Origin of the sequence: Lacimicrobium alkaliphilum (assembly GCF_002591895.1) — a bacterium.
Taxonomy (GTDB): Bacteria; Pseudomonadota; Gammaproteobacteria; order Enterobacterales; family Alteromonadaceae; genus Lacimicrobium; species Lacimicrobium alkaliphilum.
The window spans coordinates 1-14,038 of the sequence record NZ_NISX01000006.1 but is presented as its reverse complement, the minus strand read 5'-3'; the positions used below and the strand labels follow the sequence as shown (position 1 = coordinate 14,038).

The 14,038-nt window shown below is 48.3% G+C and carries 17 protein-coding genes; 4 read left to right on the top strand and 13 right to left on the bottom strand.

Annotated features, from left to right (window positions below):
• Positions 1-40: 40 nt before the first annotated feature.
• The 12 genes from CDA54_RS07200 to rpsJ form a co-directional block, all read right to left on the bottom strand.
• Positions 41-598 carry a hypothetical protein gene (locus tag CDA54_RS07200; RefSeq protein WP_099034323.1) on the bottom strand — a complete coding sequence of 186 codons (558 nt, stop codon included), beginning with the start codon at positions 596-598 and terminating at the stop codon, positions 41-43.
• A 504-nt stretch (positions 599-1,102) separates the two neighbouring features.
• Entirely contained in the window at positions 1,103-1,363 is a 261-nt protein-coding gene (gene rpsQ, locus CDA54_RS07195; RefSeq protein WP_099034322.1) for a 30S ribosomal protein S17, read from the bottom strand.
• Positions 1,363-1,554 (bottom strand): 50S ribosomal protein L29, encoded by a 192-nt coding sequence (gene rpmC / locus CDA54_RS07190; protein ID WP_062476094.1) that lies wholly within the window; start codon positions 1,552-1,554, stop codon positions 1,363-1,365. The genes rpsQ and rpmC overlap by 1 nt, the downstream gene beginning before the upstream one ends.
• Entirely contained in the window at positions 1,554-1,967 is a 414-nt protein-coding gene (rplP, locus tag CDA54_RS07185) for a 50S ribosomal protein L16 (protein ID WP_099034321.1), read from the bottom strand. Before rplP ends, rpmC begins: the two co-directional genes overlap by 1 nt.
• Positions 1,968-1,969: 2 nt before the next feature.
• Positions 1,970-2,671, bottom strand: a complete 702-nt coding sequence (rpsC, locus tag CDA54_RS07180) for a 30S ribosomal protein S3 (RefSeq protein WP_099034320.1) — start codon at positions 2,669-2,671, stop codon at positions 1,970-1,972.
• Positions 2,672-2,680: 9 nt separating this feature from the next.
• A complete protein-coding gene (rplV, locus tag CDA54_RS07175; RefSeq protein ID WP_099034319.1) occupies positions 2,681-3,013 on the bottom strand; it encodes a 50S ribosomal protein L22 in 333 nt (110 codons plus the stop codon).
• 10 nt (positions 3,014-3,023) lie between these two features.
• Positions 3,024-3,299 carry a 30S ribosomal protein S19 gene (gene rpsS / locus CDA54_RS07170; protein WP_099034318.1) on the bottom strand — a complete coding sequence of 92 codons (276 nt, stop codon included), beginning with the start codon at positions 3,297-3,299 and terminating at the stop codon, positions 3,024-3,026.
• Between the two features lie 15 nt (positions 3,300-3,314).
• Complete coding sequence (gene rplB, locus CDA54_RS07165) at positions 3,315-4,139, bottom strand: 50S ribosomal protein L2 (RefSeq protein ID WP_099034317.1); 825 nt, start codon at positions 4,137-4,139, stop codon at positions 3,315-3,317.
• A gap of 15 nt (positions 4,140-4,154) precedes the next feature.
• Positions 4,155-4,457 carry a 50S ribosomal protein L23 gene (rplW, locus tag CDA54_RS07160; protein ID WP_099034316.1) on the bottom strand — a complete coding sequence of 101 codons (303 nt, stop codon included), beginning with the start codon at positions 4,455-4,457 and terminating at the stop codon, positions 4,155-4,157.
• Entirely contained in the window at positions 4,454-5,059 is a 606-nt protein-coding gene (gene rplD, locus CDA54_RS07155) for a 50S ribosomal protein L4 (protein ID WP_099034315.1), read from the bottom strand. Before rplD ends, rplW begins: the two co-directional genes overlap by 4 nt.
• Before the next feature lie 17 nt (positions 5,060-5,076).
• On the bottom strand, positions 5,077-5,715 hold the full coding sequence (rplC, locus tag CDA54_RS07150) for a 50S ribosomal protein L3 (RefSeq protein ID WP_099034314.1): 639 nt from the start codon (positions 5,713-5,715) through the stop codon (positions 5,077-5,079).
• Positions 5,716-5,733: 18 nt separating this feature from the next.
• The gene (gene rpsJ, locus CDA54_RS07145; protein WP_008845776.1) at positions 5,734-6,045 is read right to left on the bottom strand and encodes a 30S ribosomal protein S10; all 312 of its coding nucleotides are present in this window, start codon (positions 6,043-6,045) and stop codon (positions 5,734-5,736) included.
• 329 nt (positions 6,046-6,374) lie between these two features.
• On the opposite strand from rpsJ, the gene CDA54_RS07140 reads away from it, so the two are divergent.
• From CDA54_RS07140 to CDA54_RS07125, 4 genes are all read left to right on the top strand, one after another.
• A complete protein-coding gene (locus tag CDA54_RS07140; protein ID WP_425319645.1) occupies positions 6,375-8,597 on the top strand; it encodes a GspE/PulE family protein in 2,223 nt (740 codons plus the stop codon).
• A gap of 52 nt (positions 8,598-8,649) precedes the next feature.
• Positions 8,650-9,675, top strand: coding sequence for a GGDEF domain-containing protein (locus CDA54_RS07135; RefSeq protein ID WP_099034313.1), 1,026 nt, complete (start codon positions 8,650-8,652; stop codon positions 9,673-9,675).
• A gap of 233 nt (positions 9,676-9,908) precedes the next feature.
• Positions 9,909-11,996 (top strand): elongation factor G, encoded by a 2,088-nt coding sequence (fusA, locus tag CDA54_RS07130; protein WP_099034312.1) that lies wholly within the window; start codon positions 9,909-9,911, stop codon positions 11,994-11,996.
• Positions 11,997-12,238: 242 nt separating this feature from the next.
• Positions 12,239-13,039: a hypothetical protein gene (locus tag CDA54_RS07125; protein WP_099034311.1), complete on the top strand. Its 801-nt coding sequence runs from the start codon at positions 12,239-12,241 to the stop codon at positions 13,037-13,039.
• 31 nt (positions 13,040-13,070) lie between these two features.
• Here the strand turns inward: CDA54_RS07125 and CDA54_RS07120 are convergent.
• A partial coding sequence (locus tag CDA54_RS07120; protein WP_143452268.1) for an aldo/keto reductase occupies positions 13,071-14,038 on the bottom strand: 968 nt, incomplete at its 5' end.

Sequence of the window (14,038 nt, the reverse complement as noted above, 5' to 3'; positions counted from 1 at the left end):
CTTATACAGCAATGCTCGATGCAAAAGTCGCAATAAGCACCTAGAAATGCAGTTGGTAGGAGAGTAATAAACTATTGTCGGTAAATGCCTTCTGCTGTTCGTAAACGGCATGAGCATCATAACTGGTGCGCGTTAATCTGAGTTCAAGACTGGCCGTTGGGATTGCCTGCAGCCATTGTGTAGACACAATAAAACTCTGGCTGTCGGCCATATCCAGTCTGTCACCTGTTATGAAAGCTATATGACCACCATCGAGTTGCGCAAATCCAATACCCAGCTGCACCTGTTCCGCAACCTGCAGACGGGGAAGAACCTCGTAGCCCAGCGTAGTCTGGTCAAAACTGTTAGCACAATCCTGCAACCCTGTTCTGCTGGTGACGACCTCAGCGGAAAATGACAAATGTTGTGTTAACGGGCTGGCAAAACTGAAACGTTTAATTTCATGCTGATAATCAGACACTCCAAACGAGTATTTCTTTACCTGCACAGGTGCCCTCTTCCACTCGCCGTTCCAGGAGGATGGTGCGTTAGCAGCAGGCTGATTTGCCATCACTATCAGAGGACTCAGAAAGAAAAAACTGACTGCAAACCTGAACATACAATACCAACCTGCGCGTGAGGACCAGAAATTCAGAATAGCGCATTTTTTACTCAGAATAGGTAAGGGGTTTGATACCTTAGTATTATTGCTCGGGTGAGGCGTGAGGCGTCTGATTAGTGCTGAGTGCTGAGTGCTGAGTGCTGAGTGCTGAGTGCTGAGTGCTGAGTGATTAGTGCTGAGTGCTGAGTGCTGAGTGCTGAGTGCTGAGTGCTGAGTGCTGAGTGCTGAGTGCTGAGTGCTGAGTGCTGAGTGCTGAAAAAGCTTGACATAACACACTAATATATCGACATTTTTTCATCATTCATCATTCATCATTCATCATTCATCATTCATCATTCATCATTCATCATTCATCATTCATCATTCATCATTCATCATTCTCCTAACTCCTAACTGCCCCAACAGGCAATAAAAAAGCGCCTTTCGGCGCTTTTATGTCCATGGATGGACGGTATGCCGGGGTTGCATGGAGCATTCCCCGGCTTTAATCCAACAGACTAATTAAATCTGTGTAGATTTCTCAACAACATCCACCAACATCCAGTTTTTAGTCTTAGACATTGGACGACATTCGCGTATCGTTACCACGTCACCGACGTTACACTGGTTGGCTTCGTCATGAGCATGCAGTTTAGTGGTACGCTTAATGAATTTCCCATAGATTGGGTGTTTCACTCTGCGCTCAATAGCAACAGTGATGGATTTTTCCATCTTGTTACTAATCACACGGCCCTGCAATGTACGTATAGTTTGTTCAGTCATTACGCACCTGCCTTCTCAGTCAGAATGGTTTTAACACGCGCAATGCTGCGACGCACGGTCTTCAGCTGATGACTTTTTTCCAGCTGACCTGTGCTGTGTTGCATGCGCAGGTTGAACTGTTCGCGGAGCAAATTAAGCAGCTCTGCGTTCAGTTCTTCCACGCTTTTTTCTTTCAGTTCAGTCGCTTTCATTACATCACCGTCCGAGTTACAAAGGTTGTCTTGAAAGGCAACTTGGAAGCGGCCAAAGCAAGCGCTTCGCGAGCCAGTTCTTCTGGAACACCTTCCATTTCATACAGCACGCGGCCTGGTTGGATTTGGCAAACCCAATACTCAACATTACCTTTACCTTTACCCTGACGAACCTCAAGAGGCTTCTCAGTGATAGGCTTATCAGGAAATACCCGAATCCAGATTTTACCCTGACGCTTAACGTGACGGGTTAGCGCACGACGGCCTGCTTCAATCTGGCGAGCTGTCATACGCCCACGACCAACGGCTTTAAGACCGAAAGTACCGAAGCTTACCTTGCCACCGGCAATAGCCATGCCGCGATTGCGACCTTTATGCTGCTTACGGAATTTCGTACGTTTTGGTTGTAACATCTTTAGCCCCCTTGCTTAGCGCTGCGGCCTTTCTTCTTAGGTGTCGGAGCGGGTTGCTCTGTAGCAGCGGGTAAGCCGCCCAATACTTCACCTTTGAAGATCCACACTTTTACGCCAATGATACCGTAAGTAGTGTTGGCTTCAGATGTTGCGTAATCGATGTCTGCACGAAAAGTGTGCAGCGGCACTCGGCCTTCACGATACCATTCTGAACGAGCAATTTCAGCGCCGCCAAGACGACCACTTACTTCTACTTTGATACCCTTTGCACCCAGACGCATGGCGTTTTGTACCGCACGCTTCATAGCGCGACGGAACATCACACGACGTTCAAGCTGACTGGCAATACTGTCGCCAACCAATTGTGCATCCAGCTCAGGCTTACGTACTTCAGCAATGTTAATTTGCGCGGGTACGCCGGCCAGATTAGAAACGTGCTTACGCAGCTTTTCTACGTCCTCACCTTTCTTACCAATCACCACGCCCGGACGGGCTGTATGAATGGTGACACGGATGCTTTTCGCAGGGCGCTCAATGATGATCCTGGAAACTGAAGCATTCTTCAGTTCTTTGGTCAGGAACTGACGTACCTGATGATCATTGAACAGGTTATCTGCATATTCTTTAGTATTAGCGTACCAGGTAGAAGTCCATGGTTTGCTGATACCCAGGCGAATACCCGTAGGATGTACCTTCTGTCCCATAATCTACTCCTAGTTATCAGCCACAACCACAGTGATGTGACTGCTACGCTTAAATATCCGATCCGCACGGCCTTTAGCTCTTGGCTTAATCCGCTTCATGGTCGGGCCTTCGTCGACGAAAATTTTCGCAACTTTCAGCTCGTCGATATCTGCACCCTCGTTATGCTCAGCATTGGCGATGGCAGATTCCAGTACTTTCTTGACCAGGTCAGCCGCTTTCTTAGGGCTATAACTGAGCAATTCCAGTGCTTTCTCAACGTGCATACCGCGAATTTGATCTGCAACCAGGCGCGTTTTCTGAGCCGAAGAGCGGGCAAAACGGTGTTTAGCTAATGCTTCCATTATTTCCCCCTTATCTTCTGGCTTTCTTATCTGCGACATGGCCGCGATAAGTACGCGTTGGAGCAAATTCGCCCAACTTATGGCCGACCATTTCGTCACTGACTAAAACAGGTACGTGCTGACGACCGTTATGGACTGCAATGGTCAACCCAATCATATTGGGAATGATCATAGAACGACGCGACCAGGTCTTGATCGGTTTTCTGTCGTTCTTTTCCACCGCAGTCTCTACCTTCTTCAACAAGTGCAGGTCGATGAATGGACCTTTCTTGAGAGAACGTGGCATGGTGAATCCTCGCTATTACTTATTACGACGACGTACGATAAGCTTATCGGTACGCTTGTTACTACGGGTTTTCTTGCCCTTAGTAGGTTTACCCCAGGGTGAAACAGGATGACGGCCACCAGAGGTACGACCTTCACCACCACCGTGCGGGTGATCTACCGGGTTCATGGCTACACCACGAACGGTAGGACGAACACCGCGCCAACGTGTGGCACCTGCTTTACCTAACTGGCGCAGCATATGTTCGGCATTACCGACTTCCCCGATAGTGGCACGGCAATCAGCCAATACCTTGCGAACTTCACCACTGCGCAAACGCAGTGTCACATACGCACCATCACGGGCAAGAATCTGAACGTAGGATCCTGCAGAACGTGCCATCTGGGCACCCTTTCCAGGCTTCATTTCCACGGCGTGAATTGTAGTACCCACCGGGATATTACGCATCGGCATGCTATTACCAGCCTTGATCGGTGCATTAGAACCAGATTGGATCGGGTCACCTGCCTTAAGGCCTTTAGGTGCCAATATGTAGCGACGTTCGCCGTCTGCATAGAGCACCAGAGCAATATTTGCACTGCGATTTGGATCATATTCCAGACGTTCAATTTTGGCAGCAACGCCATCTTTGTTACGTTTGAAGTCAACCATGCGGTAATGTTGTTTATGACCGCCACCGATGTGACGAACAGTAATACTACCGCCGTTGTTACGACCACCAGACTTGCTTTTCTTCTCCAACAAAGGAGCGTAAGGCGCGCCTTTGTGCAAATCTGGGTTAACCACTTTAACGACGTGGCGACGACCCGGAGAAGTTGGATTAGCTTTCATTAATGGCATATCTTAATCCCCCTGTTACTCAGCGCCACCGACAAAGTCGATGTCCTGACCTTCTTTAAGCTCAACATAAGCTTTTTTCCAGTCTTTGCGCTTGCCGAAAGTCATACCATGACGCTTGGTTTTACCCTTTACGTTCACGGTGCGGACGCCGTTAACTTCAACTTCGAACAGTTTTTCAACCGCCTGTTTGATTTCAGCTTTCGTGGCATCTTTAAGTACCTTGAACACAACAGTGTTGCTGTTCTCGGCAGCCAATGTAGACTTTTCCGAAACATGTGGCGCAAGCACCACTTTCAGTAGACGTTCTTCACTAATCATGCCAACGCCTCCTCTAATTGCTTCACTGCGTCGGCAGTAATTAACACTTTTTCAAATGCAATCAGGCTTACCGGGTCTACACCCTGCACATCACGGACATCAACCTTGTACAGGTTGCGGGCTGACAAGAACAGGTTCTCATCCAGCTCCTTGGTCACGATCAATACGTCATTGAGGTTCAGTTCATTGAGCTTGGCAACCAATTCTTTGGTCTTAGGGGCTTCAACACCGAATTTCTCGACAACAATCAAACGCTCCTGACGAATAAGTTCAGACAGGATGCTTTTAATTGCACCGCGATACATTTTCTTATTAACTTTCTGACCATGATCCTGAGGTTTGGCTGCAAATGCACGGCCACCACCAACCCAGATTGGGCTGCGGATTGTACCGGCACGGGCACGGCCTGTACCTTTCTGACGCCATGGCTTCTTACCACCACCGCGAACTTCGGAACGGGTCTTTTGTGCTTTAGTTCCCTGACGGGCACCTGCACCATATGCGACAACTACCTGGTGTACCAGAGCTTCGTTAAACTCACGTCCAAAGGTAGCTTCGGATACTTCAAGAGCGCTGTTCGCGTCTTTCAATACTAATTCCATCACTAATCTCCCAGACGTTACGCTTTAACCGCAGGCTTAACGATTACATCGCCACCTGTTGCACCAGGAACAGCACCTCTGACCAGCAGCAGGTTGTTCTCAGCATCCACACGTACCACTTCCAAAGACTGAACCGTCACGCGCTCAGCGCCCATGTGACCGGCCATTTTTTTGCCTTTGAAAACTTTACCAGGAGATTGGTTCTGACCAATCGAGCCCGGAGCACGGTGAGACAGTGAGTTACCGTGAGTCATTCGCTGTGAACTGAAGTTCCAACGTTTGATCGCACCGGCAAAACCTTTACCTTTAGAGGTACCCGTTACATCTACCATGGCATTCTCAGCGAAGATTTCGACAGTGATTTCACTGCCCACTTCAATGCCTTCACCTTCAGTACCATTGAGGCGGAATTCCCACTTACCACGCCCGGCTTCGACACCGGCTTTAGCGAACTGACCAGCTTCGGCCTTGTTGACGCGGTTAGCTTTCTTGGTACCTGCAGTGACCTGCAACGCTTTATAACCGTCATTTTCCTCAGTACGGAGCTGAGTCACACGGTTGGGCGTTGCTTCGATAACAGTCACAGGAATAGACACGCCATCTTCAGTGAAGATACGGGTCATACCGACTTTACGACCGACTATACCAATCGCCATTGTTTAAACCCTCTCTTGTTAGCCCAAGCTGATTTGAACATCAACGCCGGCAGCCAAGTCCAATCTCATCAAAGCATCTACTGTTTTATCAGTAGGCTCAATGATATCCACCAGACGCTTGTGCGTACGGATTTCATATTGATCACGTGCATCTTTATTTACGTGAGGAGAAACCAATACCGTATAGCGTTCTTTGCGAGTAGGCAGTGGAATAGGACCGCTAACCTGAGCACCAGTGCGTTTGGCAGTCTCGACAATTTCAGCCGTAGACTGATCGATCAACTTGTGATCAAACGCTTTCAAACGAATACGAATTCTTTGATTTGGCATCGACCAAGCTCCAATCAAAAGAACAAAAAAATTCACCCTCACCACCAATATTTATTGGGGAAGGATGGGTGTAAACTGCTGACCCCCAATCGGGGCCTTGTAGTTCATTCTTACCTGTTACCAGAGTAAAAACGCATGTCCTTCAGGACAAGTGGCCGCGAATTATACCTATGTCGGTTTTTTATGCAACCCACAATTAGTAAAAATCGCTTTGTTTATGGCAACATGTATTAATGCTATTGGCCTTGAGTGCCGAAACCACCTAACATAGCTTTTTATGTAACCGCAGGAATGACTTGCGCACTGACGTAGAGCAGAACACTGATACTATGATGACTACTAAAGCCGACCAGCAACTGGAACAAATTGAACAACTGCTGGAAAACCATCAGGAACTGATGGATGCCTATGAAAAGCTCGAACCCATCATTCTGGAAATGTTCGCTGCTGAGCGCATGAGTATTTTCCAGAGACGTCGTCAACACCAGGATCTGGTGGCCCGCTTCAAAACCGGCAAAGAAGTACGGGAAATTAAGGTGCCGATTACACCGCAGTCGATCGCAGGCTATGTGGCATTGAGCCAGCTACCACTGCTGATATCAGATCCTTATAATAAGGAAGAGCTTGCCGCCATTCATCCCCGCCTTAAATTCGCCGACAAGTTTGATAAGTCCAGCTCCTTTAAAACCCGCAACATTATCTGTGTTCCTATAATGAATGCCGGAGTATTACTTGGCGTCATGCAGGTGATCAATAAAAAGCGGGGCGATTTTATCAGTGAAGACCTCGATCTGGCCAATCAACTCTCCACCATGCTTGGAAATAAATTCCGCTATGAACTCGGTGGCACTAATAAGCCATTTCAATATCTGGTTCACAAGCAGCTAATTTCCTCTGCAGATCTGGAACAGTTACTGAAGAGCAGCCGTGATCCACGCCAGCTTGCACAACGCCTGACCACAGAATACCGGATTGCTGATGAAGAACTGGGCCATGCTTTATCAGTGCATTATCAGGTGCCCTATATGGGGTACCTGCCGGACAAGTATCAGCTGTATCAAAGTGACAGCAGACTCAACCTCTCATACCTTAAACGCAATTTTGTAGCCGTTATATCGGATGTGGAAGACAACCCCATTATCCTGATGGCAGAGCCCAATAATGCGGCCCTGTTAATGGAAATAGAGAGCGCAATCGGTATCGACAGCTATGACATCTGTGTGGCATTGCCCAATACCGTACTGCAATACCTGGGTGAAAGCGCCGGTGGCGGTGCCGGTCCGGGAGATATGGATGAAATTCTTGATGAAATCGGCACCAGCAGTGACGATCTTGAAGAACAGACGGAGGAAATGTCTGACGATGCGCCAGCAGTGGTGCGTCTGGTTAGCCGGATTTTGCATGATGCCAAAAAACTAAACGCTTCAGATATTCACGTCGATGCAGAAAAGAGCGGCCCAACACGGGTGCGCATGAGAATAGACGGCGTGTGTCGGGATACCACCCAGGTGCCGGCTTCACACCACAATGCCGTGGTAGCGCGCATAAAAATAATGGCGAATCTTAATATCGCTGAGAAGCGCGTACCTCAGGATGGCAAACTTGCAGTAAAAATGTCCGGCCAGATTGTCGAAGTGCGGGTCGCGACTATTCCCACTGTGGCCGGAGAAGGCGTAGTAATGCGGATTCTGGCCACCGGCGGCGCCATGCCCATGGAGAAGCTCAACCTTTCTCCACGCAACAGCAAAGCCATCAAAGAAATGATTAAAAAGCCTCACGGCATCATTCTGGTGGTGGGACCCACCGGTTCAGGTAAAACGACAACCCTGCACGCGGTATTTGGGGATTTGAACACCCCGGAAAAGAAAATCTGGACCGCAGAGGATCCTGTAGAGATCACTCAGGCTGGTTTACAGCAGGTGCAGGTCAGCCCCAAAATCGGTTTTACTTTTGCCAATGCCCTGCGTGCTTTTTTGCGGGCGGATCCGGATATTATCCTGATCGGCGAAATGCGTGACAAAGAGACTGCCCACGCAGGTATTGAAGCATCTCTGACAGGTCACCTGGTGCTATCAACTCTACACACCAACTCCGCACCTGAGACCATTACCCGTCTGCTGGATTTGGGGCTGGACCCGGTTAATTTCTCTGATGCCTGTGTGGGCATTCTGGCACAACGTCTGATTCGAACCTTATGCCCTAATTGCAAGGAAAGCTATCAGGCCACTGATGCCGATATCGGGTTTATAAAGCGCCAGTACGGAGAAGAATATCTGGATGAAATCGACCTCAGTGAACCTTTGATGTTACATAGGGGTAAAGGATGCGATGCCTGTGGTGGAACGGGTTATAAAGGCCGCACCGGGGTACATGAACTCTTGGCGATGACCCCGGATTTACGCGCGCTGGTATATAAGGAATCTTCGGTGGCATTGATGAAAGAACAAGCCATGACAGATGGCATGCGAACCCTCACCCAGGATGGTATCTACAAGATACTAAAAGGTGATACCGATATTGCCCAGGTACAAATTATCAGCGGCATGGAATAAAACAGTTATGATTAGTTTAACTTGTAACCGCCTCCTCAGATAAGGTTAAAGTATGGCAGACAGCGACGAGAGTATTGATAAATCGTTTCAGACCCTGAAGCAGACCATTCCTCTGCTGCTCAAACACAAGATCTCTGCTATCCCCACTAACTACGCACTGTGGTATACCTACGCCACGGGACAGTGTAACGAGCTCAATGCTGAACTCGATAAGATGATTGAAAACGACAGACCTCTTTCCTCTGCCAGAGCACAGGAACTGCACCGAAATTATCTTTCCGATCAACAAGAAGTCAGCACCTGGCAGCTTCGTCAGTCACTCGAAGCCATGCTGGTTGAGCTAACCCAATCACTGACCGATACGCGTTCGGACACGCACAGCTTTAAAAATACTATGGACATCTGCCTGACCGATCTGGAAAAGGTAGAACGGGAAGGTTGGTCAGTTGAAGAAGTGATGACGCTGGTACGGGAGATGGTCCGTGAAACACAGCAAATTAAGCGCTCAACACTTGATTTTACCGCGTCGCTGGCCAGTGCCGAGAAAGAGATTGATCAACTTCGGAGGCAGTTGGCCGAGAGCCAGAAAGATGCCTTATATGACGGACTAACTGGCCTATACAACCGCCGCGTGCTGGATGAAGATATAGCCGCCATGGAGGCTGAACAGGGGGTCTGCCTGATTATGATTGATATCGATCATTTTAAATCTATTAATGACCAGTACGGGCACCAGATGGGTGATCGGGTACTTAAAGCTATCGCCAAACGAATAAAGGATACATGCCGTGACAATGCAGTGCCTTACCGTTTTGGCGGCGAAGAGTTTTCAGTGTTAATGACGGCCAGTAAACTCTCACAAGCCATTCATCAGGCGGAAAGTATGCGCCGTACTATGGAGAAAGTCAGCGTGATCGACAGGCGTACAGGGAAAACACTCAACGGTATCACCGCCTCGTTCGGCGTCGCAGAGTACAAAAAAGATATGCGCAAAAGTGATTTACTCGAGCAGGCGGATAAACTCCTCTATGAAGCCAAGCGACTTGGCCGCAACCGGGTTATGCCGATGCAGAACTGAGTCTGAATAAAACTAAATTGCATAATCTTTAGCCAGCCAACGGCAGATATGCTAAATTCCGCCCCACCTGTTTCTGAGCAAGCCCCTTACGCGGCCCAATGTTGGCATCAGAACAGCCTGAAACCGAAGAATCAGACAAAAATTGCGCAATATTTATCAAGAAGGCAGGTTTTCCAATGTGATTTCCTGTATACTTGCGCGCGATTTTTTCTCCCTAACTTGTGAAGGAAACCATGGCAGATTTATCCCAATACAGAAATATCGGTATTTTCGCCCACGTTGATGCGGGTAAAACTACCACGACTGAACGTATCCTCAAACTTACCGGTAAAATCCATAAAACCGGTGAAGTACATGACGGTGAATCAACAACAGATTTTATGGAACAGGAAGCTGAGCGTGGTATTACCATTCAGTCAGCCGCCACGACGTGTTTCTGGAAAGATCACCGCCTGAATGTTATCGACACTCCCGGACACGTTGATTTCACTGTGGAAGTATACCGTTCTCTGAAAGTACTGGACGGTGGTGTCGGTGTGTTCTGTGGTTCTGGTGGTGTTGAGCCACAGTCAGAAACCAACTGGCGCTATGCTAACGACTCTGAAGTCGCCCGTATTATCTTCGTTAACAAACTGGACCGTATGGGTGCAGACTTTTACCGCGTTGTCAGTCAGGTTAAGAATGTTCTGGCCGCTAATCCGCTGGTAATGACTCTGCCTATTGGCATCGAAGAGGACTTCGTTGGTGTAGTCGATGTCCTGACCAAAAAAGCGTACGTGTGGGATGACACGGGTCTGCCAGAAAATTACGAAATCAAAGATGTACCGGCCGATATGGTCGACAAAGTGAATGAGTATCACGAAGCTCTGGTAGAGACTGCAGTTGAGCAGGATGACGACCTGATGATGGCCTACATGGATGGTGAAGAGCCTTCTATCGAAGACCTGAAGCGTTGTATCCGTAAAGGTACCCGCGACCTGACGTTCTTCCCTACTTTCTGTGGTTCTGCCTTTAAGAACAAAGGTATTCAGCTGATCCTGGACGCAGTAATTGACTACCTGCCCAGCCCCACTGAGGTTGATCCTCAGGAGCTGACTGACGCTGAAACCGGCGAACCGACCGGTGAAGTCGCGACAGTAACCGTTGATGAGCCACTGCGTGCACTGGCGTTTAAAATCATGGATGACCGCTTTGGCGCTCTGACATTTATACGCATCTACTCGGGTACGTTGAATAAGGGTGATACCATCCTCAACTCTGCTACTGGCAAGACAGAACGTATTGGCCGGATGGTGGAAATGCACGCCAATGACAGAACAGAGCTCAACTCTGCCCATGCTGGTGACATCCTGGCTATCGTCGGCATGAAAAATGTGCAAACGGGCCATACACTGTGTAACCCAAAACACCCCTGCACTCTTGAACCGATGATCTTCCCTGAGCCGGTAATCTCTATAGCCGTATCTCCAAAAGACAAAGGGTCTACAGAGAAGATGGGAATTGCCATTGGTAAGATGGTCGCAGAAGATCCTTCTTTCCAGGTTGAAACTGATGAAGACTCCGGTGAGACGATTCTTAAAGGTATGGGTGAGCTACACCTGGACATTAAGGTGGATATCCTCAAGCGTACCTATGGTGTAGAACTCGAAGTAGGTCAGCCACAGGTAGCCTACCGTGAGACGATTACACAGCAGATTGAAGATTCTTACACTCATAAGAAACAATCTGGTGGTTCTGGTCAGTTCGGTAAAATTGACTATCGTATCAAGCCCGGTGAACCCGGCTCAGGCTTCAATTTCACCTCAAGTGTTGTGGGCGGTAACGTACCTAAAGAATTCTTCCCGGCCATCGAGAAGGGTTTCAAAGGTATGATGGAAACCGGCGTGTTGGCAGGCTTCCCTGTACTGGACGTAGAGATTGAACTGTATGATGGTGGCTTCCACGCTGTTGACTCCTCCGCAGTGGCCTTCGAGATTGCCGCCAAAGGCGCTTTCCGTCAGTCAATTCCAAAAGCAGGTCCTCAGTTAATTGAACCCATTATGAAAGTCGATGTGTTCTCTCCTGAAGACAATGTGGGTGATGTTATCGGTGACCTTAACCGTCGTCGTGGCATGATCAAAGATCAGGAAGCCGGCGCTACTGGTGTGCGTATCAAAGCTGATGTTCCTCTGTCAGAGATGTTTGGTTATATCGGCCAACTTCGTACTATGACTTCAGGTCGTGGTCAGTTCTCGATGGAATTCTCTCACTACATGCCTTGTCCTCAGAATGTTGCTGAGAAGGTTATTGAAGAAGTGAAAGAAAGAAACGCCAAAAAATAGGCATATTTGTTAAAGCACAAAAAAAGCCCCGCCAGTCCGGGGCTTTTCTATATCCACGCAAAAATCCTCTGATTTTCATCGCAATCCCCCCTCATCTGTAACGAAGAACCCGCAAACGGACAGCATTTCCGGTTCATCCTGATGGTCAGTGTATGAATGCGCCGCAATATGCATCTATATGCTTTTGATAGGCTGCTTTTTTAGGTACTCTATGGGAAGCTGCAAATCCTAGAAGAGCCCTTATGAATAAAGACAATCCAGATGACATGCCCTCCATCCAGCTTGATCAGGAAGACCGTCAGGCTTACCTGAAACAACGAAGCAAGACGCCCAGAACTGCGGCGGTTAAGCCAGAGACTGATAAATCCTCTGAAAACAACAGTCGCAGCGGAGGAAAAGGTATTGGTGTTCTCAGTCTGGTGCTTGTAATAGGCGCATTATCCGCTAATGGCTGGTTGTATTATCAGAACCAGCAGCAGCAACAACTGTTGCTCTCTTCACAACAACGCATAGACGAATTGGAAAGACGCCTGTCGGATACCGGAGAAGAGATTGGTGAGTCCACTGTGGCACTGCAGGTCAAAGTCAGAGAGCTTGGAGAGAAATCCGAAGAACTCTGGGAGCAGATGGACAAACTATGGGCATCAGCATGGCGTCGTAATCAGTCAGAAATTCAGGATCTGAATGCCAAACTGGTCGCACAAAATAACACTTTAGACAACCTGAATAAGACACAGCAATCGCTGCAGGACAAAGCTAACCTGCTGGCCTCCGATATCACCATGAATGACACGCGATTCACCGCCATCAAAGAGCAATTCAGTAAGCTGCAGAATACTCAGGACAATCTGCAGGTGAGTATGGAAAAGATGCTTACAGCGCAACCTAAACTGAGTAGCCAGGCTGATGAGTTACGATCGAAACTGCGAGAAGTTCAGCAAAGTATTCAGGATGTGGGGCTGCGCGTAAACAGCCTTGAAGACATTATTAAAGCGCCAACTGCGTTGCAGCCTACCCAGAAGCCCATAGAGGTTGGCGAGTAACATAGCGTTACACGCCATCTGAATTACCTGGTTAAAATGGTAAAGGATGATGGCGCATTAGCTGCTCTATCTGCTTCAGCGTCTTTTGACTAAGCTCAACGCTAAACGCTTTCAGGTTTTCCTCTAATTGCGCCACTGATGTCGCTCCAATAATCACTGATGTGACTCCTTCAACCTGTTTGCACCAGCTTAATGCCAGTTGAGAGGGCGTTATTCCTATATCTGTGGCTAACTCAACATACTGCGCCACGGCTTTTTGAGATTGAACGGTATCTCTGAACAGACCGTTGCGTTGTAACAATGTCCATCGACTCCCTGCAGGGCGCTCGCCATTAAGGTATTTGCCCGACAACATTCCGCCGGCTAATGGCGACCAGGGCAAATAGCTGACATCTTCACGAATGCAGTGCTCGAGTAAATATGGCGAATCTTTACTATGCAGCAGGCTAAACTCATTCTGTACTGAAACAACTCTGGGCAGATTATGCTTTTCACTAAGGCGAAGGTATTCACTCAGCCCCCATGGCGTTTCGTTTGACAGACCACAATAGCGAATCTTTCCCGCTTCTATACAATCATTCAGTGCGCCCAGTATTTCCAACATAGTCTGAGACTGAGCCGTAGTATCAGTTTCCAGAAACTCAACACTGCCAGGCCAGTGCCTGCCAAAATGAGGGCTTGTCCGGTTGGGCCAGTGCAGTTGGTAAAGATCAATATAATCAGTTTGCAGTCGCTTAAGTGAATCCTCCACAGCTTGTTTAACACCTTGTGGAGTGATTTCGTTTCCATCGCGAATATATGGCAAGCCCGGCCCGGAAATTTTAGACGCCAGTACGATATCTTTTCGTCTGGTAGGATTCGCTGCAAGCCAATTACCAATGATCTGCTCAGTTGCACCGTAAGTTTCCGCGCTGGGTGGAACAGCATACATTTCCGCCGTATCGACAAAATTCACTCCCCCGGACAAGGCAACTTCCAACTGGGTGTCAGCATCCTTTT

What these genes read in the sequence shown, in the direction of transcription:
- CDA54_RS07200 (WP_099034323.1), bottom strand. Translation starts at nt 598, where the DNA reads ATGTTCAGGTTTGCAGTCAGTTTTTTCTTTCTGAGTCCTCTGATAGTG.
- rpsQ (WP_099034322.1), bottom strand. Translation starts at nt 1,363, where the DNA reads ATGACTGAACAAACTATACGTACATTGCAGGGCCGTGTGATTAGTAAC.
- rpmC (WP_062476094.1), bottom strand. Translation starts at nt 1,554, where the DNA reads ATGAAAGCGACTGAACTGAAAGAAAAAAGCGTGGAAGAACTGAACGCA.
- rplP (WP_099034321.1), bottom strand. Translation starts at nt 1,967, where the DNA reads ATGTTACAACCAAAACGTACGAAATTCCGTAAGCAGCATAAAGGTCGC.
- rpsC (WP_099034320.1), bottom strand. Translation starts at nt 2,671, where the DNA reads ATGGGACAGAAGGTACATCCTACGGGTATTCGCCTGGGTATCAGCAAA.
- rplV (WP_099034319.1), bottom strand. Translation starts at nt 3,013, where the DNA reads ATGGAAGCATTAGCTAAACACCGTTTTGCCCGCTCTTCGGCTCAGAAA.
- rpsS (WP_099034318.1), bottom strand. Translation starts at nt 3,299, where the DNA reads ATGCCACGTTCTCTCAAGAAAGGTCCATTCATCGACCTGCACTTGTTG.
- rplB (WP_099034317.1), bottom strand. Translation starts at nt 4,139, where the DNA reads ATGCCATTAATGAAAGCTAATCCAACTTCTCCGGGTCGTCGCCACGTC.
- rplW (WP_099034316.1), bottom strand. Translation starts at nt 4,457, where the DNA reads ATGATTAGTGAAGAACGTCTACTGAAAGTGGTGCTTGCGCCACATGTT.
- rplD (WP_099034315.1), bottom strand. Translation starts at nt 5,059, where the DNA reads ATGGAATTAGTATTGAAAGACGCGAACAGCGCTCTTGAAGTATCCGAA.
- rplC (WP_099034314.1), bottom strand. Translation starts at nt 5,715, where the DNA reads ATGGCGATTGGTATAGTCGGTCGTAAAGTCGGTATGACCCGTATCTTC.
- rpsJ (WP_008845776.1), bottom strand. Translation starts at nt 6,045, where the DNA reads ATGCCAAATCAAAGAATTCGTATTCGTTTGAAAGCGTTTGATCACAAG.
- CDA54_RS07140 (WP_425319645.1), top strand. Translation starts at nt 6,375, where the DNA reads ATGATGACTACTAAAGCCGACCAGCAACTGGAACAAATTGAACAACTG.
- CDA54_RS07135 (WP_099034313.1), top strand. Translation starts at nt 8,650, where the DNA reads ATGGCAGACAGCGACGAGAGTATTGATAAATCGTTTCAGACCCTGAAG.
- fusA (WP_099034312.1), top strand. Translation starts at nt 9,909, where the DNA reads ATGGCAGATTTATCCCAATACAGAAATATCGGTATTTTCGCCCACGTT.
- CDA54_RS07125 (WP_099034311.1), top strand. Translation starts at nt 12,239, where the DNA reads ATGAATAAAGACAATCCAGATGACATGCCCTCCATCCAGCTTGATCAG.